Origin of the sequence: Microvirga sp. 2MCAF38 (genome assembly GCF_052115485.1) — a bacterium.
In the GTDB taxonomy this organism is placed as follows: Bacteria; Pseudomonadota; Alphaproteobacteria; order Rhizobiales; family Beijerinckiaceae; genus Microvirga.
This window is the reverse complement of the sequence record NZ_JBFRGU010000005.1, coordinates 88,940-113,707: the sequence shown is the minus strand read 5'-3', so window position 1 is coordinate 113,707 and position 24,768 is coordinate 88,940. Positions and strand designations below refer to the sequence as shown.

Sequence of the window (24,768 nt, the reverse complement as noted above, 5' to 3'; positions counted from 1 at the left end):
CAAGCTTTCGAATCGAGGCTTTATTGCTGCGCCTCGACCGAGACCTTTTCAAGTGCGGAACCTGCGCTTTCACGCCCTCGTGAAGGCGTCGGGGCTCAACCCTCGTCGCCCGTCACGCCCGCCGCATCCTGCGCCTTCAACACGTCGGGGCGCGGCATGGAAATGATGTTGTAGCCGGAATCCACGTAGTGGATTTCACCGGTCACGCCTCGCGACAGATCGGAGAGCAGATAAAGCGCGGAGCCGCCGACGTCCTCGATGGTGATCGAACGGCGCAGAGGAGCATGCTCTTTCTGATAGTTGAACATTACGCGCGCATCCGAGATGCCCGCGCCGGCGAGCGTGCGCACGGGGCCTGCGGAAATCGCGTTGCAGCGGATGCCCTTCGGTCCGAGATCGGAAGCGATGTAGCGCATGCTCGCTTCCAAGGCGGCCTTCGCCACGCCCATCACGTTGTAGTTCGGCATCACGCGTACCGAGCCGCCATAGGTCAGGGTGAGCAGCGAGCCGCCGTCCTTCATGCGCTTGGCCGCGCGCTGCGCGATTTCCGTGAAGGAGAAGCACGAGATCACCATGGTGCGCGAGAAATTCTCGCGGGTGGTGACGTCCACATAGGAACCCTTGAGCTGCGACTTGTCGGAGAAGCCGATGGCATGCACCACGAAATCGATGGAATTCCAATGCTTGTCGAGCGCCTCAAACGCGGCATCGACGGAAGCGATGTCTTCCACGTCGCAGGGCACGACGAGGCTGGAGCCGAGCGATTGCGCGAGCGGCGTCACGCGCTTGCCGAGCGCGTCGCCCTGATAGGTGAAGGCCAGCTCCGCGCCATGTTCCGCCAGGGCCTTGGCGATGCCCCACGCGATGGAATGATCGTTCGCGACGCCCATGATGAGGCCGCGCTTTCCTTGCATCAGACCGTTCACTCGAGTCCCCCTGTGCGCCGGCTCGTTTCGCCACTGCTCATTCGCGTGGCAGTTCGCGGCGTGTGGTGCCGTTTTGGCAATGTCGGTAAGCATGTCCATGTGAAGGTCCCCAAGATTGGCTTGGGGTTCGCATGAAGATGTTCAGTGATGTGACGTTCGTTTATCGAGGACTTTTCCAATCCAAAGATCGAAAAAAGTCCTCGATGGTTCCGTTACACGCATGATCTTATCGGAAAGCCGGTATCCACCTTTCCGGATCATGTTTTTATGCCGCGTAACGGCTGAAGACGAGCGTAGCGTTGGTGCCGCCGAAACCGAACGAATTCGAGAGAACCGTGTCGATCTTGGCGTCGTCGATACGTTTGCGCACGATGTTCATGTCGGCGAATTCGGGATCGATTTCGTCGATATGCGCGCTCTCGCAGATGAAGCGGTTGTTCATCATCAGAAGCGAATAGATCGCCTCCTGCACGCCGGTCGCGCCGAGCGAGTGACCGGTGAGCGATTTCGTGGCCGAAATCGGCGGGCACTTTTCGCCCGCGCCGAACACTTCACGGATCGCCTCGATTTCCTTCTGATCGCCGACCGGCGTCGAAGTGGCGTGCGGATTGATGTAGTCGATCGGCGCATTGACGTTCTGCAATGCCATGCGCATGCAGCGCACCGCGCCCTCGCCCGACGGCGCGACCATGTCGTAGCCGTCCGAGCTCATGCCGTAGCCGACGATTTCGCCGTAGATGCGCGCGCCGCGCGCCTTGGCGTGTTCCAGCTCCTCGAGAACCAGCACGCCCGCGCCGCCGGCGATCACGAAGCCGTCGCGGTTCACGTCATAGGCGCGGGAGGCGACGGCCGGGTTCTCGTTGTATTTCGAGGACATGGCGCCCATGGCGTCGAAGAGGACGGAGAGCGTCCAGTCGAGATCTTCGCAACCGCCCGCGAACATTACGTCCTGCTTGCCGTACTGGATCATCTCATAGGCATTGCCGATGCAATGGTTCGAGGTCGCGCAGGCCGACGAGATCGAATAATTCACGCCCTTGATCTTGAACCAGGTCGCAAGCGTCGCCGAGGCGGTCGAGCACATGGCCTTGGGCACCGCGAAGGGGCCGACGCGCTTGGGACCCTTGGTCCGAGTGATATCCGCCGATTCGACGATCGCGCGGGTCGAGGGGCCGCCCGAGCCCATGATGATGCCCGTGCGCTCGTTGGAAACGTCGCCTTCCTCGAGACCTGCGTCGCGGATCGCCTGATCCATGGCCACGTGGTTCCAGGCGGTGCCGCCGCCATGGAAGCGCATGGCGCGGCGGTCGACCATCTCTTCGACATTGATGTTCGGCGCGCCATGAACCTGGCAGCGGAACCCGAGTTTCTCGTAATCCGTCGCCTGGACGATGCCCGACTTGGCTTCCCGCAAAGAGGCCAGAACCTCCTGCGTGTTGTTGCCGATGGACGAGACGATACCCATCCCGGTGACGACGACGCGCCTCATAACCTACCTCTTCATAGGACTTCGATGCCGACCCCTGACGTAAGATCGGCATCCCGTATTCTCAACCTTCGGCGGCGTGTTTAGCCGCCAGCCGGTGTTTCCGCCTGGAACAAACCGACCCGCAGGTCCTTCGCTTCATAGATGCGGCGGCCATCGGCCTCCAGCCAGCCATCGGCGATGCCGAGCACCAGCTTGGAGCGGAAAACCCGCTTCAGGTCGACGCCGTAGACCACCTTTTTGACATTCGGCAGCACTTGATCGGAGAATTTCACCTCCCCGACGCCGAGCGCGCGGCCGCGGCCTGCCGACCCGAGCCAGCCGAGATGGAAGCCCACCATCTGCCAGAGCGCATCGAGCCCCAGGCAGCCCGGCATCACCGGATCGCCTTTGAAATGGCAGGGGAAAAACCAGAGATCCGGCCGCACATCGAGTTCGGCGACCACGTGGCCCTTGCCGTATGCACCGCCATCCTCGCCAATGGAACTGATGCGGTCGAACATCAGCATGGGGGGAAGAGGCAACTGCGCATTGCCGGATCCGAACAGCTCTCCGCGCCCACAGGCGAGAAGTTCTTCGTAATTATAGCTCGACTTGCGGGCCATGCCGGATGCCGATCCTTTCAATCATATACGTCCATAGGGCGGGAGCGCCGCGGCGTCACCGCCAAGGCTCCTGGGTGCGCCCTCGTAGCACAGGCGCGCCATCCCTCAAAGAGGCGCATCCGAAGCCCAATTTTCGCCAAAGTGCAAGGCCCGGCGCAAGGCCGCCTTGCGGCAACCCTCTCGCCTTCCTATGATTATGGTGATAAAAGCCGCGTTTCATCCTTCAGTGCCCGAGATGACCGACACCCTGTCTTCCCTCATCGACCTCAAGTCCGCCCCGCATTATCGTCGCGGCTGCCCCCTTTCGGAGCTGCGCGACAAACTGCGCCGCGTGGGTTTGCGCCCGACGAGGCAGCGTGTTTCCCTCGGCTGGCTGCTGTTCGGCAAGGGTGACCGGCACATCACGGCCGAGGTCTTGTTCGATGAGGCCTCGAAGGCCCGCGTTCCTGTGTCCTTGGCCACGGTCTACAACACACTGCACCAGTTCACCGAGGTCGGCCTCCTGCGGCAGCTCGCCGTGGACGGCACCAAGGCCTATTTCGATACCAACCCGACCGAGCACCATCACTTCTTCCTCGAAGAAGAGGGGGAACTGGTGGACATGCCCTCCACCGGCATCACGGTCGCCGACCTTCCGGCGGCGCCTGAAGGCATGGAGGTCGCGGGCGTCGAGGTGATCGTCCGGCTGCGCCGCAAGTCCACATAATCACTGACTGGCTCCTTCATGCCGCTCGGCCACAGCCTCTTCGCCATCGTCGTCACGATGATCTGGGGCCTGAGCTTCGTCGTCATCAAGCTCGGTGTAGGCAGTACGCCGCCACTCCTGTTAGCGGCGCTCCGATTCGTCTTCGCAGCACTACCAGCGGTTTTCTTCATCCCACGTCCAAAGACCGATTGGCGCAACGTTGTTGGATACGGCTTTTTCCTCGGCGTTGCCCAGTTCGGGTTGCTGTTTGCCGCCCTTGCGCTCGGAATGCCGGCGAGCCTTGCCTCCGTGGTCATGCAGGCGCAGGTCTTCTTCACGATCCTCTTCGCCATGATGATCATGGGTGAGAGACCTGGACTCCACCAAGCGGTGGGAGGTCTCATCGCCTGCTTCGGGCTCGCTTTGATAGCCTGGCCGCGCCTGACCGGCGGAGGCGCCATTCCCTTCCTCATGACGGTCGCGGCCGCTGCGTCCTGGGGGGTGGCGAACATCATATCCAAGCGCGCGGGCCGCGTAGATATGTTGGGCTTCATCATCTGGGCGAGCCTTGTCGCGCCGCTTCCCCTTCTGGGGCTCTCGCTTTGGCTCGACGGCCCGGCCCGGGTCGCTACTGCCTTGGCGGAGATGGACGGTGGCGCCATGGCCGCGGTGGCTTATCTCGCCTATCCGAGCACGGTCTTCGCCTTCGGAATCTGGGCCTATTTGCTCTCTCGTCACCCGGCGGCGACCGTAACGCCCTTTGCCCTGCTCGTGCCTGTGGCGGGGATTTTAGGTTCCACCCTGATTCTGGGCGAGGCCCTGCAACCCATCGAGGCTGTCGGCGGTGCGATCATCGTGCTGGGGCTTTTGCTCAACGTCTTCGGTCTGCGTATTCTGCGGCGTTTGCAGCCCGCCTGAACCGCATTCACCAGGAAGCCATCGGGGCCATCGGGCCGTTCAAGCCTGTCGTGCCTGTACGAGCGCGTGACGCGCGGATGCGGGCCGAGAGATTCCTGCCGTCAGCGCAGTAGGCCGAAGCCCACGAGCGCGTAGACAATCAGGAAGATCGCCACGAAGATGTTGAGAAAGCGCGGCGCGATGAGCGAGCCGATGCCGAGGATCAGGGCCAGGATTGGCAGAAGCTTTGTGAAACTCAAGGAAAGCGTCATTTCAGTCGGTCTTTCGTTGGAAAAAGGCAATGAGAGAAGAGCGTTGCGGGTCCGCTATTCCACCTTCTCGTTCGGATAAACGCCCCAGAGTTTGTCCTGGCGGAGATAGCCGTCCACGTCGCGGGAGCGTTCCAGAGCAATCAGGATACGGCACCAGGTACCGTTGCAATCCTTGATGTTGGCAATCACGCCGGGCTGGAGCTGAGCGACGACATCGCCCTTGTCGTCGGGCTTGCTCAACAGCGGAATCGGGGTGCGGTCCTTGGCCCAGGGCATGACGAGCCCGGTGCGGCGTCCGGAAAGAAGCGAGTGCAGCACCCAGCCCTCCGTGCCTTCCGAATCGCGGATGCGCCGCCAGGTTTCGTATTCGGCGATGATTTCGACGGGCAGGCCCGCGCGCTGGAACACCCAGGCCGTGCGGTGGTCCTTGGAGGGGCCCTCGCGCAGGTTCACCCGGTCCGTCTTGAGGCTGACGTAACGCGGAACCGGTAGCCCCGTGCCCTTTCGACCGCCCGGCGCTTCCTGTGCCGTCACGGGCGCGACGCTCATGAACGCGAGAAGCAGAATGGGGAGGAAAATTGTAAAGGCGGTCTTGCGCATTGGGCTCTTGCACCGGGTTTGTCTAACGTCGCGCCTCTGGTAGAGAAGCTTGACGGGCCGCGCTAGGCGACGGCTCGCCGCCTGGGCATGATCCGGAAAAAGGAAATCCGGTTTTCCGGAGCGATCATGCAGAATCAACATTCCAGGATCCGGCCAAGCTCTTGAGAGAAGCGCGATCGGGTCCTAGTTGCCGAATTGTGGTTAAAGGCGCGTGAAGATGCGCAAACCTCTCTCGGCTTTTCGACATCGGGGGCCTTGTGATGAAGAAAAGACCTGTCGTCGTCGTCACCCGTCGCTTGCCGGACGCCATCGAGACGCGTCTGCGCGAATTGTTCGACACCCGGCTCAACCTCGAAGACAAGGCCCTCACGCGGGAAGCGCTGGTGGAAGCGGTGAAGACGGCCGATGTGCTGGTACCGACCGTCACCGACGAGATCGATGCCGGCATCATCGCCGAAGCCGGTCCGAACCTGAAGCTCATCGCCAATTTCGGCAACGGCATCGACCACGTGGACGTGGCGACCGCCCACGCCCGGGGCATCACCGTCACCAACACGCCCGGCGTCCTCACAGAGGACACGGCGGATATGACCATGGCCCTCATCATGGCGGTCGCCCGCCGTATTCCTGAAGGCGCGCAGGTGATTCCGGCGGGCGAATGGGCCGGCTGGTCGCCGACCTGGATGCTCGGCCGCCGCATCACCGGAAAACGCCTCGGCATCGTCGGCATGGGCCGCATCGGTCAGGCGCTGGCCCGCCGCGCCAAGGCCTTCGGGCTCCAGATCCACTACCACAACCGCCGCCACGTGCCGCCCAGGATCGAGGCGGAACTGGAAGCGACCTATTGGGAATCCCTCGACCAGATGCTGGCGCGCATGGATATCGTGTCCGTGAACTGCCCGCACACGCCCGCAACCTATCACCTGCTCTCGGCCCGCCGCCTCAAGCTCATGAAACCGACCGCGATCATCGTGAACACCGCGCGCGGCGAGATCATCGACGAGGCCGCGCTGACGCGTCTCCTGGAGAGCGGAGCCATCGCTGGCGCGGGCCTCGACGTGTTCGAGGAAGAGCCCGCCGTCAATCCGCGCCTCGTGAAACTCGCCAAGCAGAACAAAGTGGTCCTGCTGCCCCATATGGGCTCGGCCACTTACGAGGGCCGTATCGATATGGGCGAAAAGGTCATCGTGAACATCAAGGCCTTCATCGACGGCCACAAAACACCGGACCGGGTGCTGCCGAGCATGTTGTGAGGCTGATTCTTTCCCATCGATCCATTTTGCTCGACGGGAAAGAAGTCATTTGAGTCAGCCCCCAGCTCCATCCGGCCTCACGTTCTGGTTCATGCGGAAGAGGTTCTGCGGATCGTAGCGTCGCTTGATCTCGACGAGCCGCCGGTAGTTGTCGCCATAGGCGGCCTCGACGCGGTCGGGCTCGTCTTCCGGCATGAAGTTGATGTAGGCGGTGCCGGCGGCATAGGGCTTGGCGGCTTCGAAGATTTTGCGTGCCCAGCCGATGCACGCCTTGTCCATCGCCGGTTCGCGCCAGCGCGCATGAACGTTCATGACGAAATGCGAATTTCGCTGCGGGAACGCGGTTGCGTCCGTCGCGATACGGCCGGCGGCGCCGCCGACATGAGCGAGGAATATCTCGCATTCGGGTCCGGGCAATTGGCGAACCGCATCGATCAGGATTCCGATCGCCGCGTCGGAAAGATCCGTGAAATCGAGGCTCTTCCAATAGTTGCGGGCGCCGGGGGTGAGCAGAGGATCGAAGGCCTGCTGCCAGCCGGCGAAAGGATGGGGGCCGACAACGTCGACGATGGGCTTGCCGATCGAGCGCAGCTTGGCTGTCGCCTTCTCGCCGGCCGCCATATCACCGCTATAGCACATGGCGAGAATCAGCACCGGCTTGCCATGCCATTCCTGCGGGATGAACGGCAGCGGCGGGGCCTGTCGCATCACCGTCCAGCAGGTCAGCTCGTCCGGTGCCGTCTCGAGGGCCTGTCGATATTGCTCGAGAACCATCGGGGCATCGGCGAAGGGATGCACCACCAGTCCCGAGAGAACTTCTGGGCCAAGTTCGTGAAGCTCGAACTCGAAAGACGTGACGATGCCGAAGTTCCCACCGCCGCCACGCAGCGCCCAGAACAGGTCGGGGTTTTCCGTCAGGCTTGCGCGCACCAGTTCGCCATTCGCCGTCACGATGTCCGCGGAAAGAAGGCTGTCGATGGTCAGGCCGAACTTGCGCGTGATCCAGCCAAACCCGCCGCCGAGCGTGAGCCCGGCAATGCCGGTCGTGGAGTTGATGCCCGTCGGCAGTGCAAGCCCGAAAGTTTGCGTCTCCCTATCGACATCGGCGAGCGTCGCCCCCGGCTCGACCCATGCCCGTTTCGCCTTCGCGTCCACTCGCACCGATTTCATGGGCGACAGGTCGATCATGAGACCGCCATCGCAGACCGCGTTGCCGGCAATGTTGTGGCCTCCGCCACGCACCGCGACGAGCAGCGCGTTGTCGCGGGCAAATCGCACCGCATTGACGACATCTGCGGCCTCCGCGCATCGCATGATCAGTGCCGGCTTGCGGTCGATCATCGCGTTCCAGATGACGCGCACTTCGTCGTAGGACGCATGGCTCGCATCCAGCACGCTGCCACGCTGTTGTTTCGCCAGCGCCGTGATGGCCATGGCGTCGATCGTGGTTTTTCCCGATTGCAGATTCGTGAGGCTCATGTCGTTCATGATTCGCTCCTCCCAAGCCGATGGTGAAGCTCCCCGCGACGGATTTTTCATGCTTGCTCGATGCAACGACCCAAGCGACGCCCGGTTCCGGCGTGCACCGGCTTTCATCCATGGTGCGTGCCGCGGCGAGATTTTCTGCGAGCAGAAACCGGATCAAGAGGTCAGGCGTCGATCTTAAGCCGCTCCGCAACCTCCCCGGCCACCCGCGTCCCTTCCTCCCACGCGCCGCCGACCGTGCCCCATTGGGCGCGGGAGAGGGCCTCGCTCGCAAACCAGAGCCTGTCATCGACGGGAGCCTTCAGCGCATCGCGAATGCTGACGAGACCCGGCGGCACGACGGCCCAGGAGGCGCGTGACCATGGATCGTGCCGCCATGTGGTGGCGGCGCAGACACTGAGATCCCGGATGGCCCGGTGGCCGAAGTGGTCGCTCAAGACCCTGCGAACGAACCGCGCTGGGGCATCTGCGTCGCGGCCGTCGAGATGGGCCGCGTGCGGCTGGTCGAGCTCGAAGAAATGGAAGGGCGTGCCGTCGATGCGGCTCAATAATCCCGGCGGCTCGGTGTGGCCGCCGATCAACTGGCTCAGCCGATCCGCGCCTTGAAAGGGGGAGCCTGGCCAGTGCAGCACCACGTGCTCATAGACGCCCTGCGTGAAGCAATGAATCGCGTTCTGGAGCGCTTCGGGCAGACGGGTCGAAAAGCGAATGACACCCTGTTGCAGCACAGCCATCGGCGTGGTCACGACAACCGCCCTGGCTTTCAGCGTTCCGGCGGAGGTTGTGATGCGCACGCCCTCTTTCGACCAGGCAATGTCTTCGACCGGGGTGTTCAGCGCGACCGGCAATCCGCTCGCGAGGCGGGCGATGTAGGCGCCGAGCCCGCCCGCGATGAAGAAATTGTCCCCGTAATCCATGTCGGGCACGTCATGCAGACTCACCTGATCGAAGGGACGGCCGGAGATGAGGCCGTGGATCTTGGTGACCTGCCGGCCATAAAGCCCCAGGGACGGAAGCGCCTTGGCGGCGGGCAGATCGGGGCCTTGGCGCGCCGCGTTCCTCAGGGCTCTGTCGGCGATGGCGAAGGCACGGCCGATCAGGGCGCCGGGCAGGCTGCCTCCCGGTCGCCCGTCGATGAACAGGTTTCGCTCCTGCGGCGCGAGGCGCAGGCGTTCGCGCCTCTCCCGGGCAAGCCGCACCAGTGGATTGATCGGTCCGTTATGGAGCCAATGCGCGCCGAGATCGAGGGGATGGCCCTTGATCGCGCTCGTTACCGCTCGCCCGCCGACGCGGGAGCGCGCCTCCAGCACCGCGACCCGCGCGCCTTGTGCGATCAGGTGGCGCGCGGCGGCGATGCCGGCGGTGCCCGCGCCGACGATCACCACGTCCGGGTCGTTCGGCAGGGGCGTAAGGGTAGGTGCGAAAACTGGCAGCATGGCGAAACCTCCCCCTCGCCTTGCGGGGGAACCGTTCATATGTAAAGTCTGCGTGATCTCAAAAAGGCCGTGGCCGCGCATTCCGCCACGGCCTTTCGTTTTGAGGATGGAGGAGCGATTGCTGATTCAGGCGGCCTATGCGGCGTGGCGACAGGTGTTGTCGCCCGGCTTGCGGCGCATCTTGTGGAAATCGCTGGCACTGACCGCAGCGCTCCTGGCGCTGGTGTGGTTTGGCCTCACGCGCCTGTTCAGCGTGTTTCTCGACCAGCATTCCCTGAGCGCCACCTATCCGATCCTCGACGGCCTCGCGTTCTTCCTCGCCGGGGCCGGGCTTTTTATTGCGCTCGCTTATCTGCTCCCCTCGGTCTCGGCCATTGTCGCGGGCTATTTCCTCGACGATGTGGCGGAGGTGGTCGAAGGTAGCGATTTTCCGGCCGATCCGCCGGGGCAGGCCCTGCCGCTCGGCCGGGCGCTTCTCTACGGCCTGCGTTTTGCCGGGCTCTCGCTTCTGGTGAATCTCGCAGCGCTTCTTCTGTTCTTCATCCCCGGCGTGAACATCGCGGTGTTCTTCATCGTCAACGCCTATCTGCTCGGTCGGGAATATTTCGAACTCGCGGCGGGCCGCTTCCATTCGCTTCCCGAGGCCGCGCGGATGCGCGTTGAGAATCGCGGCACGGTTTTCCCGGCGGGCGCGCTGATTGCGGGTCTCGTGATGGTGCCGATCTTGAACCTGCTGACGCCGCTTTTCGGCGTCGCCATGATGGTTCACGTGCACAAGCGCCTGGCGGCGCAGGCGCGCCTGAACGTGCGCCCGGCCGCTTCGCGGATCGAAGCCGGGAACGGCTAACCGTTCTCGGCCATCCACGTCATCTCGGATGAAAACCCTCAGGCCGCCGTGTTGCGCTTGAGGTCGAACTGGCCGGTCTTGCGGAAGCGTATCAGATAGGCGGGGACGATGGCCTCGATGGCCGTCGGCGTGATGCCGAGGCCTTCGAGCGTGCGCCCTTCGCGGATCGCCGCCTCGGAGACCGCGTTGTCGCGTTCCAGCAAAATCGCCTGGTCGCGGGTCATCACGAGTTCGTCCGGCAGAAGGCCGATGGTGAGCTTGTCGAGGAAGCCCAGGACACTGCCCTGAAGCCGCGCAACGGCGTTCGGCAGAGGCAGGATCAGGCGGGTGCGCTCGGTCACGTCGAGAACATATTGCACGAGCTGGCGGAACGTCCGCTTCTCGGGGCCGCCGAATTCGTAAATCTTTCCGCCCGGCACGGTGCCGTCCACGGCCTTCGCGATAGCCTCGGCCACATCGCCCACATAGACCGGCTGCAACCGGGTATCGGCTCCCGCGAGGGGCAAAACCGGCAGCATTCGCGCCAACGACGCGAAGCGGTTGAAAAAGCTGTCGCCCGGCCCGAACATGAGCGAGGGCCGCACGATGATCGCGTCGGGCCGCAAGGCGTGCAGGCCCTTTTCGCCTTCGGCCTTCGAGCGGGCATAAGCCGATTCGGACTGCGCGTCGGCGCCGATGGCTGAAATGTGGATGATTCGCGTCGTCGGCGCGGCCGCCTGGGCGATCCGCGCGGGGCCCTGCGCTTGCAGAGCGTCGAAAGCCTGACGACCGCTCTCCTGCAAGATCCCGACGAGGTTGATCACCACATCAGCATTCTTCACGGCGGCGGCGACGGAAGCCGGATCGCGCAAATTCGCCTGGACGGCCTGAATCTGGCCGACCGTGCCCAAAGGCTGGAGGAAATTGGCGAGATCCGGCCGGCGCACCGCCACTCTGATGCGATAGCCGCGCTTGGCAAGCGCCTGCACCACGTGGCGGCCGAGAAAGCCCGAGCCGCCGAAAACCGTGACCAGTTGCTGGGCGGGCGTGCGGATAGCGCCGATCATGAAAAGCCTCCTGGGCCTGCTCAAATGTCGAGTTTCGGACAAACACCGAATTTTGAACGTCTCTAGTCAAACGTTCGAGCCCTGTGAAGAGGTCAAGCGGTCCTGAATGCAAGAAGGTCCATTTTCAACGATTGACGGAAAGCCCGGCGCACCGTAAACGGATCCCGCCGTAAGGCATGCCCAGGTGGCGGAATTGGTAGACGCACTGCTTTCAGGTAGCAGCGGGTAACACCGTGGAGGTTCGAGTCCTCTCCTGGGCACCAACAACACCCTAAGGTGTTGATCCGCAAAATAATCCAGGTAAATCAAAGGCTTCGAGCTGCCCGAGTGGTACACACGGGTAGTACACATGGCCCTTTCGATGTCGCGTCCCTGGAAGCATCCCAAGACCGGAATTTATTGCTTCGCAAAGGCGTCCCGGACGACCTCCGATCCATCATCGGCAAGCGCGAGATCAAACTCAGCCTCAAGACCTCCCCCCGTAACCCGCTCGATTGAACGTCTTTGCAGGGATGGTCGGCGGGCCACGTGGATGGGCCTGGCAGGTGAGGCGTTTTCTGCCCGCACCGGCAGCGTCCGACCGGGGCTGCGCTATTGCTATGCCGGCAACACGATCACCTTCGTCTTGACCGGCGTCCGTTCGTACAGATGCATCATGTCCTGACTAAGCAGACCGACGCAGCCGCTTGTGATGCCTGTGCCGATCGATTCGGCGTCGCTGCTGGCGTAGATCGTGTAGAGCGTGTAAGCGCCGTTCTGATAGAGATAAAGCGTGCGGGCGCCGAGCGGATTGTCGAGGCCACCCGGCATGCCGCCGGCGTATTTGGCCGCCTCGGGCTGGCGTTTGATCATCTCCTTGGGCGGGGTCCAGGTCGCCCATTCGGCCTTGCGCCCGATATAAGCCTCACCGTTCCACCGGAACCCGTCGCGGCCGACATTGGCGCCATAGCGGGTGGCGGTGCCGTCGTCCTCGATGCGGTAAACGTAGTAATTGCCGGGATCGACGATAATCGTACCGGGCGCCTCTTTGGTGTCGTAGCGAACGGTCCGGCGATAATATTTCGGATCGACCTTGCTGACATCGACCGCCGGGATCGGGAATTTTTCCTCGGGCACCGGCCCGTAGACCCTCGCCGCTTCGGCAAGGCTCATGCCGTCAGATGCGCAGCCGGCCAGCCCCAGCGCGCCGATACCGACAGCCGAGCCGACCAGAAACGACCGGCGGGTGAGAAGCCCAGACCGAAGCCCTAGCAAAGCGGCCTCGTCTGTCCCTCCAGTATTGGCATTCTCACGGTCCATGATCATGATTTGGCGGTTTCCCATGTCCTATTGCCCGACGAGAAAATACTCCGGCATACACCCGCTGAACGTTTTGCTGAGCTTAAGATTGCCGTCACACCGCTCGCTTGGCAAGCCCGGGCCTTCGCCCGCCGCGCGGGATGGCTGGGTCGGCTCGATTCCGATCAATCCTATGATCTGGAGCATTCTACCGAACAAAAATCGTTCGAGCGACTTTCACTTAAGCTGAAAGAGCAACAGCCGGAAGACGCACGGATGCGTTCGCGCACGCGGTGATTTCCGACAAGCGCCGGCATTGCAAGCTTTCGCGTGCCAAACTCGGAGGATACGGATCATGTGTATTGCAAGAAGTATCGCGTTCAGCGTACTCGCACTGTCCGTTGCGTTGATGGCGGCGAGCCCGCAAGCGATAGCGCAGCAACCGAAGAAGCCCAACATTGTTGTGATCATGGGCGACGATGTCGGCTGGTTCAACATCGGTGCCTATCATCAAGGTATCATGGCAGGAAAGACGCCAAACCTCGACAAGCTGGCGTCCGAAGGTATGCGGTTCACCGATTATTACGCGGAAGCAAGTTGCACCGCGGGCCGCGCCAACTTCATCACCGGCGAGCTGCCGATCCGCACTGGATTGACCACCGTGGGGCAGGCTGGGGCCGACGTCGGCATCCCGGATCAGGCCGTAACGATAGCAACCGCCTTGAAGGAACAAGGCTATGCCACCGGGCAGTTCGGCAAGAACCACCTTGGCGACCTGAACAAGTATCTCCCGACCGTACACGGCTTCGACGAGTTTTTCGGATATCTGTACCACCTCGACGCCATGTCCGATCCGTACTGGTTCTCGTTTCCATCCGACCAGGACTTCTACAACAAATACGGGCCGCGCAGCCTGATCCACAGCTACGCGACAGACACGGATGATTCCACGGAGATGCCGCGCTGGGGCAAGATCGGCAAGCAGAGGATCGTCGACGAAGGCCCGCTGCCGCCGTTTCCGGACATGTCGAACGTGCCGAACATGCACGACTTGCCGTTCCTGAAGGCGAAGTACGACATGACGACCTTCGACGAGGTGTTGGTCAAGGCCTCCAGCGACTTCATGGACAAAGCCAAGAGGGACAGCAAGCCGTTCTTCATCTGGCACAACACGACGCGTATGCACGTCTGGACGTTCCTGTCGAAGAAGTACGCGTCGCAGCAGAATAGCCAGACGGGTTACGGTCTCGAGGAAGCCGGCATGGCGCAGCTCGATGACAGCGTCGGCGCGTTGCTCAAGCATCTCGATGACATTGGCGAAGCCAATAACACCATCGTCATCTTCACCACGGACAACGGTGCGGAGGTCTTCACGTGGCCGGACGGTGGCATGACACCCTTCAAGAGCACCAAGGGGACCGTCGGCGAGGGTGGTTTCCGGGTGCCTAGCATCATCCGCTGGCCAGGCCAGATCAAGCCGGGCACCATTGAGAACGGAATATTCTCCGGCCTCGATTGGTTCCCCACGCTGGTAGCGGCGGCAGGCGATCCCACCATTGCCGATAAACTGCTGAAGGGCGTCAAGCTCGGCGACCGGACTTACAAGAACCATCTCGATGGTTACAACCAGATGGATCTGCTCACCGGCAAGGGCCCATCTAAGCGCCACGAGTTGTTCTACTTCGGAGGCCCGGCCCTCGGTGCGGTTCGTCTCGATGACATGAAGTTCACATTCTTCGAGCAGCCTTGGGGATGGCCGGGGGAAAAAGTCACGACCGACATGCCAACGCTCGTCAATCTTCGCTGGGATCCTTTCGAGCGCACGCCCCAAAATCGCGGTCAGTCGACGAACACTGGCGCGCCCGGCTACATGAACGATTTCTTCGCTCGGGAGTTCTGGCGCTTCGTCATGGTGCAGCAATACGTCGAGCAACTGGCGCAGACGGCAATCGAGTATCCGCCGATGCAGAAACCCGCCTCGTTCAATCTCGATGCGGTGAAAGAGAAGGTCAAAGAGATGGTCCAGTCCCGCGAAGGTCAGTAACCGAAATCCCCTACCGGGAGTGCGTGGCGCGCGCACTCCCGGGCGTCGCCAGGCGTGTCGTGGCGAATGTATTTACGACAACGCCGTCTCGATGCTGTGGAGCCCGCTCAAGAGCGGCAGCCGCCGCTCGATATGTCGGTCGTCGGAGCTGCGTAACCAAAAGTTTTGTAGCGAAAGCTCGCCATATTGTTTGTTCCGTTCATTGGATCGGCATGTCGAAAGAAAATAGGCCATTCGCTCAGAGACCGGTCAACTGCTCCAGTTTTTCTGGGTAGCGACGAGCACGGACATGTGTTGGGAAAGTGATGCGGCGTGGGGCGCGGCCAACCGTCACCCGGTCTTTGAACCAACTTCGTATTGCTGGTCGGTGACATGCTCCATCCAGTCGACGGCTTTGCCGTCCAATGCCTCCTGAATGGCAATGTGCGTCATCGCCGTGGTCGGCGCCGCGCCGTGCCAATGCTTCTCGCCAGGCGCGAACCATACTACGTCACCCGGTCGAATGTCCTCGACCGGTCCGCCCTCGCGCTGAGCCCGGCCGCAGCCTGCCGTGACGATCAGGATTTGGCCGAGAGGGTGGGTATGCCATGCGGTGCGAGCGCCGGGCTCGAACGTGACCGCGTTGCCGGCTGCGCGCGCCGGAGCGGTTGCCTGGAACAGCGGATCGATGCGCACGGTCCCGGTAAACCAATCCGCCGGCCCCTTGCCGGAGGCCTGAGAACCGCTTCGCTTGATCTCCATCGTTCTTCTCCTTCGGATCGGAATTTGAGGCGCCGCGCGGCTGATGAGGCGCGGGGATGATATTGCCGACGGCCGTCTCATCCATGTGCTCGCCGATTGGTGTCCACCATTTTCAGGCTATCATCTCTATTACCCGAGCCGCCGCGTTACCGAGGCTGAAAACGAGGTTTCACAGTAAGTCTCATCTTGCTTTGTAGTTCCGGACGCGGGGTGGCGCAAACGCAGTCGTGAACTTAGCCACTTAATGCTATCTCACACGGTCTTGGCTCAGCGAAAAACAGATATAGAATCTTTCCCTAGAGCATGATCAGAACAAGTGGAATCCGGTTGTTCGCCCGGATCATGCGGCATCAAACTCTGGTGCTTTGCGGAGTCGGAGGATGTTTGAAAGACTGAAGCGTCTGCAGCGCCTGCTCCAGTTGGAAAAACTCGGAAAATTCCAACGACGCGTGTCCTTTGGGGATCTGCTCACCGACCGTTGGGAGAATGCGCGTGAATACGGCTTCGGAAAGGGATCGTCCTGTTACGACAACGTCCTGATCCTGGGAGACGTCGCGGTGGGGCAAAACACCTGGATCGGTCCGAATGTGGTTCTCGATGGCATGGGCGGGCTCCGGATCGGCGATCACTGCGCGATCTCATCGGGTGTTCAGATCTATTCCCACGATACCGTTCGGCGCAATGTCACTCTTGGTCGGGAGCCCATCGCGCGTTCACCGACCGTGATCGGCAACGGCGTCTATATCGGCCCCAATACGGTTATCGCGAGGGGGGTCTCCATCGGCGATTCCGCCGTCATCGGCGCCATGTCCTTCGTGAACAGCGATGTACCGGCAGGCAAAAAGGTTTGGGGATGCCCCGCGCGCGTCATGGGCGATGTGGAACCCGAAGAGCCGTAGCTCTCGCGCACTGCCGGTGCGCCCTCGTCGTCTTGCCGCAAATTTCGGAACCCTCTGCAAATACGATGAGTTTCCGTTGCACGCGCTGAAGAAACTCACCGACGGTTATGAGGATGTACGGCATGCTCGAAATCTGGCTTTGGCAGTTCCGCCGTCGATCTGGCCGATTTTCACTCCTGCAAAAGAATGGGTTGGCCTTGGCCGTCGGTATTCTCATCGTGGGGCCTGCTTTCGCGCAGACGGCTGCGCAGAGCGGCTCTCCTTCTCCCCCTTCGGGCTTTCCCGATGCGACAAATACCGGCGTTCCCGCCGGAACCAAACTGACGCCGTCCGGAGCGTTGACCATCAGCACGCCGGGAGCGGTCATCGATGGGCTCGACATCAAGGGTGTCGTGACCATTAATGCTTCGAACGTCACGTTGCAGAACAGCAGGATTGCGGCCGCCAACTGGACCGTGATCGATATCCGAGGCTCGGGCGCGACGATCCAGAACTGCGAGATCGACGGTCTGGCTGCCGAGGGCGTGCGCGGCATCAGCGGCGCGGGAACCTTCCTGCGAAACAACATCCACAATGTCGAGGATGGCATCTACGTTGCGGGATCGCAAACGTTGATCCAGGACAACTACATCCACGACCTGAAGTCCGACTGGTCGGGCCCGCACTATGACGGCATCCAGATCGACGGCAATGTTTCGAACGTCACGATCCGGCACAACACGGTCATCAACGATCACGACAATACGTCCGCGATCATGATCGATAATTATTTCGGACCGATCACGAATATCACGGTCGACAACAACTATCTCTCAGGCGGTGGCTACACGATCTATTCCGACGGGCAGTTCACCGGTGGCGCGGTCACCGGCGTCTCCTTCACCAACAACTACGTCGGCAAGGGTCGCTGGGGATCTTTCTCGATCAACAAGAATACGCCCCACATGGCAGGCAACGTCGAGGGCGCTCCCTCAAAGCGCTGACGACTTCATTGCGTGCGGATCTTGACCGACGACAGCGTTCTGGCGATAGCCGAATCGTGGATCGCGATGATGTGGCGGGCAGGCCATGGCCTGTGGTCGAGAACGGATCTCTCGTCGAACGCTTTCACCTCGTAGAGCGATCTTTCCAGCGGATGGTAATAGAAAAACCGGTAGCCATGCCGGGAGATCTTTTCGTACCAGGGAAGCGACGGCAGCCCCAGGAGGAGGATCAGGATGTCGGCCTTGCCCTCCGCCAGGAAAGGTTCCGCTCCCTCCAGCACCTGTGGCTCGAATCCGGCGACGTTGACCTTGAGCACCGAGAGATGGGCGATGCCGGATCGTTGAAGCTGATCAGGGAGCGTACGGACGGTGACGACCTCGCCGTTTTCCGCCGGTGCGTCGCTCAGACGGCTCATCCATGTGTGTCCGGTCGTCTCGAAGATCGACTGGCCGTCCGCATTCGACAAAGCCAGTTGATGGATCGTCACGCGCTCGAGAACGCCATTGCGCGCGAGGTTGCGCTGCAGCGTCGCCACATTGGCGCCGCTCGGCTCGAAGGCATGTACGGTTGCCGCGGGTAATCTTGCCGCAAAGACCGTGAATTGACCGATGGCCGCACCCACATCGGCAATCACCCAGTCGGGCCGGGAGACTTCGCGTAGAAACGCATATTCGGGATCAATCAGATCGCCGAACATCACCAGCACCGGCGGGAACTGGCTCGGATAGTCGAATTCCAGGACGGGACCTGAGCGCAGCGCGACCATGCTGCGCGGCGGCCGCCGCAGACGAAGCGTCATCAACCGGGCCGCGCCCCGGATCGTCTCCGCGACGCCGACGGCGCGCATGCCCCAGCGCAATTTGTGCGCCGCCGATTGCAGGCGGCCCGCTGTTTCCTCGAACCGTCGTTGGGCGGTAATGGACGGCATGTATTCGCACCTCACCAAAAGAACGATCGAACGTCAGGCCGACGCCTCCTCGACAACCATCGCGTGGCCGCGTGTGGCCGCTCGGCGATGTCGCGGACGATTCTGCTCTGCGGCGTCACCCTCGGGCTTTGCATCCAGGAGCCAGACTCCGCTCCCCAGAAGAAACAGGAACAGCACATAAGTGGCGTTCCAGAAATGAACCGTCCAGCCCACGAGGAAGAATCCGGTCATGGAAAAGAGAAACGCGTATCTGTAGTCGACGAGCTTCGCGTTCAGGCCCTTCTTGAAACTGACGCTCGTGAAAATCGACGAGAATGCGAGCATCATCATGAGCCCGGCTGGCAGGCCGTACATGATGGCATGGATCAGCCAATACATGTCGATGCTCGCCGGCATCCAATCGGGACGCTCCCATTCGTTCATCCCGACGCCGAAAAGCGGATGGTTGACGACGGTCGTCGAGCCATAGCGCCAGATCAGCACGCGATAATACGCGGATCCCTCGTCGAACGAGAAATGCGTCATGAAGAATTCCGGGACCGATTGGTTCGATGCGAGTTCGACGAACACGTAGAGCGCCAGCACCATGCCCCAAAGGAGTTTCCAGCGTTCCTTGTAGTTTCCGAGAACGCGATTCCAGGTGAGGAGGAGCGCCTGTGCGGTGATCGATGTCACGGGGCCCGCCGACATGGAAAGAAAAGTGGCGGCTGCCACAATTCCCGTCTTCACCGACCTTTTCAGGAGAGATTGCCGGTAGCCGAGAACCAGATACACGGGGGCGAGAATGCTGGACATGACGACACCGAAAAGGATCGGATGTTCGAAATAGCCCTGCACGCGCCGCAGGCCCCAACGGGGATCGTAGTTGGTGTCGCGCGGAGTCGGGAGAACCTGGCTGAACAGCTCCAGCAGGACGTTGCGGTTCGAGATGGATTCGACGATCGCGAACGGCAGGGTCACGACGACGATTTTGAAAAGCAGGGAAATGACATTGTAATAATCGTCCGCGTCGCGAACATAGCATCGCGCGAGAAAATAAGGCCCGGCCGTCTCGATGAACAGAATGCCGCTGGGCTGAAGCGCGAGACTGAAGCCGTGGTTCACCGCAAGACTGAGCGCCCCCCAGAGGGAATACAGCAGGAGGGCGATGTCGGCAGTCCTGATCTTCCCCGCCTTCCCGCTCGCCCACATGAACAACGTCGGCAGGAGAGTGGCGAGCAACACGATGCGGTAGACGGACATGCGTGTCGGGCCGATCTGGATGATCCAGGGGATGACCAGCGCAAGCAGAAACAACGCCACCGGCCAGGGCAATCTCTTTCGGCGGGATCGCTCAAGTCGGGGATCGGCGGGGACGTTGTCGTTTCTCGAAGCGCCGATGCGACGGCTCGTCTTCGGCGCCTGCTCCGGTGGATTACGGATCAGCGGGGAGCCTTTGCCTCTCCGTTCGATCCGAGTTCGCATTATGCCAGGGCGTCCTTGAGCGCGGAGACGACCTGGTTCTGCATGTCCTCCGTCATTTGGTGGAAGAGGGGCAGGAGAAGGCTGCCCTTCTGCGCGCGCTCGGATTCAGGCAGAGGGAAGCGCGGTTTCGTATCCGCGTAGGCTGGTTCGAGATGCACGCACATGATGCCGCGCCGGGTAGCGACGCCCCGGTCCAGCATCTTCTGCATGATCTCGATCTGAGGTGCGCCCTCGGGCAGACGGACGCAATAACTTTGCCAATTGGTTTTGGCCCATTCCGGTTCGTCGGGAGCCGATACGCCGGGGATGGCGTTCAGCATCTCCCGGTATGCGCCTGCAAGTTCGCGCCTGCGAGAGACGATGTCGTCGAGCCGCTTGAGTTGCGCGCGCCCGATGGCGCCCTGCACGTCGGTGAGACGGTAATTGAAGCCCGGTACCGGATATTCCTCGACGATCACGGTCTGGCTTTTGTGGCGGACCGTGTCCGGCACGCTCATGCCGTGCTGCCGCCACAAACGGAAACGCTGATCGAATTCGGCGTTCGCGGTGGTCAGCATGCCACCGTCGCCCACCGTGAGGAGCTTACGCGGGTGCAACGAGAAACAGGCGACATCCCCGAGCGGCGATCCGATCGGTTGCCATTCGCCTCCAATGAAGATCTCGGAGCCGACGGCGCAGGCCGCATCCTCGACGACGGCGAGCCCGTGGGCGCGCGCCAACGGCAGCAGAGCCTCCATGTTGCAGGGCATGCCCATCTGGTGGATACACATGAGCGCCTTGGTGCGCTCGGTGATCGCTGCCTCGACCAGCTCCGGATCCATATTGAAAGTCGTGGGGTCGATGTCGACGAAAACCGGAACCGCTCCGCACTGACGCACCGCGTTCGCGCAGGCGATGAAGGTGTGGCTCGCCAGAACGACTTCGTCACCCGGCCCGACGCCGACCGCGAGGAGGGCCAGATGCAGGGCGACCGTGCAATTCGAGACAGCGCAAGCGTAATCGGCGCCGACCGCCTCCGCGAATTCCTTTTCGAAAGCGGCGACTTCGGGGCCTTGAGAGAGCCAGCCGGAGAGCACGACGGCGGAAGCCGCCTCGGCTTCGCTCTCACCGATGAAGGGAGCGATGATCGGGATCATCACGCGACCCCCCTCTCTTCCTGTTGAACCGAGCGGCTGCGCCACCATTCGACGAGCTCAGTGAGGCCCGCATCGGCATCGAGACCCGTCTTGAAGCCGATCAGGCGCTCGGCGGCGTCGGGATCGCAAAGACGGCGGGGAACCGGGTTCACGGCGCGCTCCGCCTCGTGGATCGGCGCGAGACCCGGACAGTCCATCGCTTTCGCGAGACTGCGCGCGAGATCCAGAAGGGACGTCTCCGTTCCGCTTCCGATATTGAGGGTCACATCCGTCGCGGGCGATGTGGCGGCAAGAATGTTGGCCCGCGCCACGTCCCGCACATGCACGAGGTCCATGGTCTGCAAGCCGTCACCGAAGATGACGGGCGGCAGGCCCGCATTGAGCCGCTCCATCCAGCGGATCATCACTTCCGTATATCGGCCGTGGATATCCATGCGCGGGCCGAACACATTGAAGTAGCGCAGCGCCACATAGTTGAGGCCATACATGTCGTTGAACGAACGAAGAAGACCCTCCCCGAAGGTTTTGGCCGCTCCGTACAGCGTGCGGTTGCCATAAGGGTTCTGACGTTCCGTCGTGGGGAACTCCGTGGCCATTCCGTAGACGGAAGCCGAAGAGGCCATGACGACCTTGCGCACACTCTCTTCCACGCAAAGCTCGAAGAGATCGAACGTGGCGTCGACCATGACTTCCATGGCGGTGCGAGGTTCTGTCGCGCAATGGGTGATGCGCAAAGCCGCCTGGTGGAAAACCGTGTCGATGCCTTTGACGGCGTTGCGCACCAGGTCCTTGTCACGAATATCACCGACGATGAGCTTCACGCGGCCGCTTGCGAGCGAATCCTCCAGATTTTCCGGCCGGCCTCGGATCATGTTGTCGATCACGACGATTTCGCTGCACCCGGCCTCGACCAGAAGATCGACGATATGCGATCCGACGAATCCCGCTCCGCCTGTCACGAGAGCGCGCTTTCCGGTCAGCGAAGTGTGAAACGACGTCATGACGACCTCCGGTGAGAGCAGCAAAGCAGTTGAATTCAAACGCTCGTGTCAGACCGTCTCCACACGACGCTCCTCGACCGCACGAATCAGCCCGTCGACCACGAAGTCGGCCTGCCGCTCTGTCATCTCGGGGAAAATCGGAAGCGACACGAAATGCTCGGCAAGCCATTCGGAAACCGGAAACCGGGGCGGACCGGAGACGAGCGCCGAATAGGCCGGCTGCAAATGGACCGGGCGCGGGTAGTGAATGCCTGTCGCGATGCCGGCTTCCGCGAGCTCGGCCCGCACCTGGTCCCGCCGTTCAACACACACCGCATAGACGTGATAGACGTGATCAAGACCAGCGGGTTGCGGCGCGCGCACCGTTGTTTGCGCCAAAAGACCGTCATAGAGCGTCGCGACCCGTTGCCGGGCCTCGGTCCATGCAGGAAGAAACCGGAGCTTCACGTCGAGCGCCGCCGCCTGCAGCGTATCCATCCGGTAATTGAACCCGTGGCGCACGTGGTTGTATTTTCCCTCCTGTCCCCAATCACGCAGACAACGGAGCGTCGCGGCGAGGTCCGGATCGTCGGTCACGATGGCGCCGCCCTCACCGCACGCACCCAGATTCTTGCCGGGGTAGAAACTGAAGCAGCCCATCGCCCCGAAGGTGCCCGCTTTCCGTCCGTCCAACTCGGCGCCATGAGCCTGCGCCGCATCCTCGATGACGAGAATGTCGTGCCTGCGCGCGATCTCGCAGATAGTCTTCATGTCTGCGAGGCGCCCATGGAGGTGAACGGGCATCACGGCGCGGGTGCGCGGCGTGATGGCAGCCTCGAAGGCCTTCGGATCCATGGTGAAAGTATCGGGGTCGACATCGACGAGGACAGGCGTCGCACCCGCATAGAGGATAGCGGCGACGGTCGCGACGAACGTCATCGGCACGGTTACGACCTCGTCGCCGGGGCCGATCCCAGCTGCCAGAAGCGCAAGGTGGAGGGCTGACGTTCCGCTGTTGAGCGCTATCGCTTCCTGGGCACCGCAGAACGTGGCGAAGGCCGCCTCGAATTGTCTCACGGGATCGCCGAGCACGTAATCGCAACTCCGCAAGGCGTCGAGCACGGCTCGCTCAAGCGGATCCTGAATGGCGCGATATTGGGCCTTGAGATCGAGGAATGGGATCATGATGCGGCCCTCATGCCAGCAAGTTCCACGGGTTGGCCACGCCTTCCAAGGGATTGCGTTGCCCCTTCAAGAAGCGTCACGACGCGCAGTCCGCTCGAACCGCCCGTCATCGGTTTTGTGCCGTTCTCGATGCATTGCGCGAAGTGCTCCATCTCGGTGAGCAGCGCTTCCTTCACGGAGAGCTGCGGAGTCCAGATGTCGCCCATGCGATAATTGAGCCGCAGCCGGTTGAGTTCCTCCTCGGCTCGCGGAAGGTCCGCCTCTCCGTCGACGGAGACGCCACGATCATAGACCTTCACCTTTTCGCTCGGCTCGACGTCGTCGTAGACGATCATGCGACGACTTCCACCGATGAGAGTTCGGCGGACCTTGACCGGCGCGAGCCAGTTCACATTGAGATGTGCTGTCGCCCCGCCTTCCAGGTAGAAGGTGAGATGAGCCATGTTCTCCGGGCTGCCCGTGATATGCCCTGCTCCAGTGGCTGAAACGGCGAGCGGGCTGGCATCCATGACGAAATCGAGAATGGCGAGATCGTGCACGGCGAGATCCCAGACGACATTCACATCGGCTTGGAAGAGACCGAGATTGATGCGTGTGGAATCGTAGTAATAGATATCGCCGACGGCGCCGCTCGTGATGAGGTCCCGAATTTTTTGCACGGCGCCTGTGTAGACGAAGGTGTGGTCAACCATCAGGACAAGGCCGCGCCTCTCCGCCTCTTCGATCAGGATGCGGGCTTCTCGCGAGGAGGAGGCTATGGGTTTCTCGACGAGCACATGCTTACCCGCGTGAAGTGCCGCGAGAGCGAGCTCGAAATGCCAGCGGGTCGGGGTCGCGACGATGACCGCATCGACCTTCGGATTGGCGATGAGACTGCGCCAATCCTCTTCGATGTCCGCCGAAGGGTAGCGCTGCGAAGCGCGCCGGCGGGCCGCCGGAGAGAGGTCCGCGACCGAGGCGAGGTGACAGCCATCCGCCTCCGCCGCGCAGCGGGCAAGGTTCGGGCCCCAGTATCCGTAACCGATAATCCCCACACCGATCATTCCCGCCACTCCCTCAGCCGTTTCCGACAGCGCTTGCGCGCGAATTGTCCGTATGCGGCTTGGCCCGGTCACGAGCGTCGCCGATGACGCGAGCGGGAACCCCGGCCACGATGGCGTGGTCGGGAACGTCGCGTGTAACGACGGCTCCGCATCCGATGATCGCTCCTTCACCGATCACCACGCCGCAGAGGATCGTGGCGTTCGAGCCGATGGAAGCGCGGCGCCGTACGATGGTCGGCACCAATTCCCAGTCCTGGTCCGTCAGCATCGCACCGGATTCGCTCGCGGCGCGTGGGTAGAGGTCGTTCGTGAACATGACCCCATGCGCTATCATGACCTCGTCCTCGATGGTCACACCCTCGCAGATGAAGGAATGAGACGAGATTTTGCAGCTCTTGCCGATGCTGCTGTTCTTCTGGATTTCGACGAACGGACCGATTCGCGTTTCGGAACCGATGGAGCAACCGTAGAGATTGACGAGATCCGGGTGTGTGATGACGACACCATCGCTGAGCGTGACGTTGACTACGGGCATTCGGTTCACCCCA

Annotated in this window: 27 protein-coding genes and 1 tRNA gene; 11 read left to right on the top strand and 17 right to left on the bottom strand. The window is 62.0% G+C overall.

Going from position 1 to position 24,768, the window contains the following annotated elements:
- Nucleotides 1-95 precede the first annotated feature (95 nt).
- The 3 genes from fabI to fabA all read right to left on the bottom strand — a co-directional run bounded on the left by fabI (nucleotide 96) and on the right by fabA (nucleotide 3,017).
- On the bottom strand, nucleotides 96-926 hold the full coding sequence (gene fabI / locus AB4072_RS12135; RefSeq protein ID WP_441968192.1) for an enoyl-ACP reductase FabI: 831 nt from the start codon (nucleotides 924-926) through the stop codon (nucleotides 96-98).
- 265 nt (nucleotides 927-1,191) lie between these two features.
- Nucleotides 1,192-2,415 (bottom strand): beta-ketoacyl-ACP synthase I, encoded by a 1,224-nt coding sequence (gene fabB / locus AB4072_RS12130; protein WP_441968191.1) that lies wholly within the window; start codon nucleotides 2,413-2,415, stop codon nucleotides 1,192-1,194.
- Nucleotides 2,416-2,495: 80 nt separating this feature from the next.
- A complete protein-coding gene (gene fabA / locus AB4072_RS12125; RefSeq protein WP_441968190.1) occupies nucleotides 2,496-3,017 on the bottom strand; it encodes a 3-hydroxyacyl-[acyl-carrier-protein] dehydratase FabA in 522 nt (173 codons plus the stop codon).
- A 235-nt stretch (nucleotides 3,018-3,252) separates the two neighbouring features.
- On the opposite strand from fabA, the gene irr reads away from it, so the two are divergent.
- Both irr and AB4072_RS12115 read left to right on the top strand, forming a co-directional pair.
- Entirely contained in the window at nucleotides 3,253-3,723 is a 471-nt protein-coding gene (gene irr / locus AB4072_RS12120) for a Fur family transcriptional regulator Irr (protein WP_441968189.1), read from the top strand.
- An 18-nt stretch (nucleotides 3,724-3,741) separates the two neighbouring features.
- Entirely contained in the window at nucleotides 3,742-4,620 is an 879-nt protein-coding gene (locus AB4072_RS12115; protein WP_441968188.1) for an EamA family transporter, read from the top strand.
- A 101-nt stretch (nucleotides 4,621-4,721) separates the two neighbouring features.
- Here the strand turns inward: AB4072_RS12115 and AB4072_RS12110 are convergent, their stop codons facing one another.
- Together AB4072_RS12110 and AB4072_RS12105 are read right to left on the bottom strand one after the other, a co-directional pair.
- The gene (locus AB4072_RS12110) at nucleotides 4,722-4,871 is read right to left on the bottom strand and encodes a DUF3096 domain-containing protein (protein ID WP_112662008.1); all 150 of its coding nucleotides are present in this window, start codon (nucleotides 4,869-4,871) and stop codon (nucleotides 4,722-4,724) included.
- Nucleotides 4,872-4,925: 54 nt separating this feature from the next.
- Nucleotides 4,926-5,471, bottom strand: a complete 546-nt coding sequence (locus AB4072_RS12105; protein ID WP_441968187.1) for an SH3 domain-containing protein — start codon at nucleotides 5,469-5,471, stop codon at nucleotides 4,926-4,928.
- A 260-nt stretch (nucleotides 5,472-5,731) separates the two neighbouring features.
- Between AB4072_RS12105 and AB4072_RS12100 the strand changes: the two genes are divergently transcribed.
- The gene (locus AB4072_RS12100; RefSeq protein WP_441968186.1) at nucleotides 5,732-6,724 is read left to right on the top strand and encodes a 2-hydroxyacid dehydrogenase; all 993 of its coding nucleotides are present in this window, start codon (nucleotides 5,732-5,734) and stop codon (nucleotides 6,722-6,724) included.
- A gap of 54 nt (nucleotides 6,725-6,778) precedes the next feature.
- On the opposite strand, the gene AB4072_RS12095 is transcribed toward AB4072_RS12100, so the two are convergent.
- Nucleotides 6,779-8,212 (bottom strand): FAD-binding oxidoreductase, encoded by a 1,434-nt coding sequence (locus AB4072_RS12095; protein WP_441968185.1) that lies wholly within the window; start codon nucleotides 8,210-8,212, stop codon nucleotides 6,779-6,781.
- 161 nt (nucleotides 8,213-8,373) lie between these two features.
- Nucleotides 8,374-9,645, bottom strand: a complete 1,272-nt coding sequence (locus tag AB4072_RS12090; protein WP_441968184.1) for a flavin monoamine oxidase family protein — start codon at nucleotides 9,643-9,645, stop codon at nucleotides 8,374-8,376.
- A gap of 118 nt (nucleotides 9,646-9,763) precedes the next feature.
- Between AB4072_RS12090 and AB4072_RS12085 the strand changes: the two genes are divergently transcribed.
- Complete coding sequence (locus tag AB4072_RS12085) at nucleotides 9,764-10,492, top strand: sulfate transporter family protein (RefSeq protein ID WP_441968183.1); 729 nt, start codon at nucleotides 9,764-9,766, stop codon at nucleotides 10,490-10,492.
- 38 nt (nucleotides 10,493-10,530) lie between these two features.
- Here the strand turns inward: AB4072_RS12085 and AB4072_RS12080 are convergent, their stop codons facing one another.
- The gene (locus AB4072_RS12080) at nucleotides 10,531-11,538 is read right to left on the bottom strand and encodes a complex I NDUFA9 subunit family protein (RefSeq protein ID WP_441968182.1); all 1,008 of its coding nucleotides are present in this window, start codon (nucleotides 11,536-11,538) and stop codon (nucleotides 10,531-10,533) included.
- Nucleotides 11,539-11,716: 178 nt separating this feature from the next.
- Between AB4072_RS12080 and AB4072_RS12075 the strand changes: the two genes are divergently transcribed.
- Both AB4072_RS12075 and AB4072_RS12070 read left to right on the top strand, forming a co-directional pair.
- Nucleotides 11,717-11,801, top strand: a tRNA-Leu gene (locus tag AB4072_RS12075).
- A gap of 13 nt (nucleotides 11,802-11,814) precedes the next feature.
- Nucleotides 11,815-12,036, top strand: a complete 222-nt coding sequence (locus AB4072_RS12070; protein WP_441968181.1) for a DUF6538 domain-containing protein — start codon at nucleotides 11,815-11,817, stop codon at nucleotides 12,034-12,036.
- Between the two features lie 99 nt (nucleotides 12,037-12,135).
- Here the strand turns inward: AB4072_RS12070 and AB4072_RS12065 are convergent, their stop codons facing one another.
- Nucleotides 12,136-12,843, bottom strand: coding sequence for a L,D-transpeptidase family protein (locus AB4072_RS12065; protein WP_441968180.1), 708 nt, complete (start codon nucleotides 12,841-12,843; stop codon nucleotides 12,136-12,138).
- 3 nt (nucleotides 12,844-12,846) lie between these two features.
- Here AB4072_RS12065 and AB4072_RS12060 point away from each other — a divergent pair, with 3 nt between their 5' ends.
- The gene (locus tag AB4072_RS12060) at nucleotides 12,847-13,113 is read left to right on the top strand and encodes a hypothetical protein (protein ID WP_441968179.1); all 267 of its coding nucleotides are present in this window, start codon (nucleotides 12,847-12,849) and stop codon (nucleotides 13,111-13,113) included.
- 112 nt (nucleotides 13,114-13,225) lie between these two features.
- Entirely contained in the window at nucleotides 13,226-14,860 is a 1,635-nt protein-coding gene (locus tag AB4072_RS12055) for an arylsulfatase (RefSeq protein WP_441968565.1), read from the top strand.
- Nucleotides 14,861-15,190: 330 nt separating this feature from the next.
- On the opposite strand, the gene AB4072_RS12050 is transcribed toward AB4072_RS12055, so the two are convergent.
- Nucleotides 15,191-15,601 (bottom strand): (R)-mandelonitrile lyase, encoded by a 411-nt coding sequence (locus tag AB4072_RS12050; protein WP_441968178.1) that lies wholly within the window; start codon nucleotides 15,599-15,601, stop codon nucleotides 15,191-15,193.
- Nucleotides 15,602-15,644: 43 nt separating this feature from the next.
- On the opposite strand from AB4072_RS12050, the gene AB4072_RS12045 reads away from it, so the two are divergent.
- The 3 genes from AB4072_RS12045 (at nucleotide 15,645) to AB4072_RS12035 (ending at nucleotide 17,483) form a co-directional block, all read left to right on the top strand.
- The gene (locus AB4072_RS12045) at nucleotides 15,645-15,779 is read left to right on the top strand and encodes a hypothetical protein (RefSeq protein ID WP_441968595.1); all 135 of its coding nucleotides are present in this window, start codon (nucleotides 15,645-15,647) and stop codon (nucleotides 15,777-15,779) included.
- Nucleotides 15,780-15,981: 202 nt separating this feature from the next.
- Entirely contained in the window at nucleotides 15,982-16,500 is a 519-nt protein-coding gene (locus AB4072_RS12040; RefSeq protein ID WP_441968177.1) for an acyltransferase, read from the top strand.
- A gap of 122 nt (nucleotides 16,501-16,622) precedes the next feature.
- Nucleotides 16,623-17,483 carry a right-handed parallel beta-helix repeat-containing protein gene (locus tag AB4072_RS12035; RefSeq protein ID WP_441968176.1) on the top strand — a complete coding sequence of 287 codons (861 nt, stop codon included), beginning with the start codon at nucleotides 16,623-16,625 and terminating at the stop codon, nucleotides 17,481-17,483.
- 5 nt (nucleotides 17,484-17,488) lie between these two features.
- On the opposite strand, the gene AB4072_RS12030 is transcribed toward AB4072_RS12035, so the two are convergent.
- From AB4072_RS12030 to AB4072_RS12000, 7 genes are all read right to left on the bottom strand, one after another.
- A complete protein-coding gene (locus AB4072_RS12030) occupies nucleotides 17,489-18,412 on the bottom strand; it encodes an FkbM family methyltransferase (protein WP_441968175.1) in 924 nt (307 codons plus the stop codon).
- Nucleotides 18,413-18,445: 33 nt separating this feature from the next.
- The gene (locus tag AB4072_RS12025; RefSeq protein ID WP_441968174.1) at nucleotides 18,446-19,714 is read right to left on the bottom strand and encodes an O-antigen ligase family protein; all 1,269 of its coding nucleotides are present in this window, start codon (nucleotides 19,712-19,714) and stop codon (nucleotides 18,446-18,448) included.
- Nucleotides 19,715-19,875: 161 nt separating this feature from the next.
- Nucleotides 19,876-21,012 (bottom strand): DegT/DnrJ/EryC1/StrS family aminotransferase, encoded by a 1,137-nt coding sequence (locus AB4072_RS12020; RefSeq protein WP_441968563.1) that lies wholly within the window; start codon nucleotides 21,010-21,012, stop codon nucleotides 19,876-19,878.
- Nucleotides 21,012-21,992, bottom strand: a complete 981-nt coding sequence (locus tag AB4072_RS12015; protein WP_441968561.1) for an SDR family NAD(P)-dependent oxidoreductase — start codon at nucleotides 21,990-21,992, stop codon at nucleotides 21,012-21,014. The genes AB4072_RS12020 and AB4072_RS12015 overlap by 1 nt, the downstream gene beginning before the upstream one ends.
- A gap of 69 nt (nucleotides 21,993-22,061) precedes the next feature.
- Nucleotides 22,062-23,177 carry a DegT/DnrJ/EryC1/StrS family aminotransferase gene (locus AB4072_RS12010; protein WP_441968173.1) on the bottom strand — a complete coding sequence of 372 codons (1,116 nt, stop codon included), beginning with the start codon at nucleotides 23,175-23,177 and terminating at the stop codon, nucleotides 22,062-22,064.
- Nucleotides 23,174-24,220: a Gfo/Idh/MocA family protein gene (locus AB4072_RS12005; protein ID WP_441968172.1), complete on the bottom strand. Its 1,047-nt coding sequence runs from the start codon at nucleotides 24,218-24,220 to the stop codon at nucleotides 23,174-23,176. The genes AB4072_RS12010 and AB4072_RS12005 overlap by 4 nt, the downstream gene beginning before the upstream one ends.
- A gap of 13 nt (nucleotides 24,221-24,233) precedes the next feature.
- Nucleotides 24,234-24,755, bottom strand: a complete 522-nt coding sequence (locus AB4072_RS12000; RefSeq protein ID WP_441968171.1) for an acyltransferase — start codon at nucleotides 24,753-24,755, stop codon at nucleotides 24,234-24,236.
- Nucleotides 24,756-24,768: the final 13 nt, after the last annotated feature.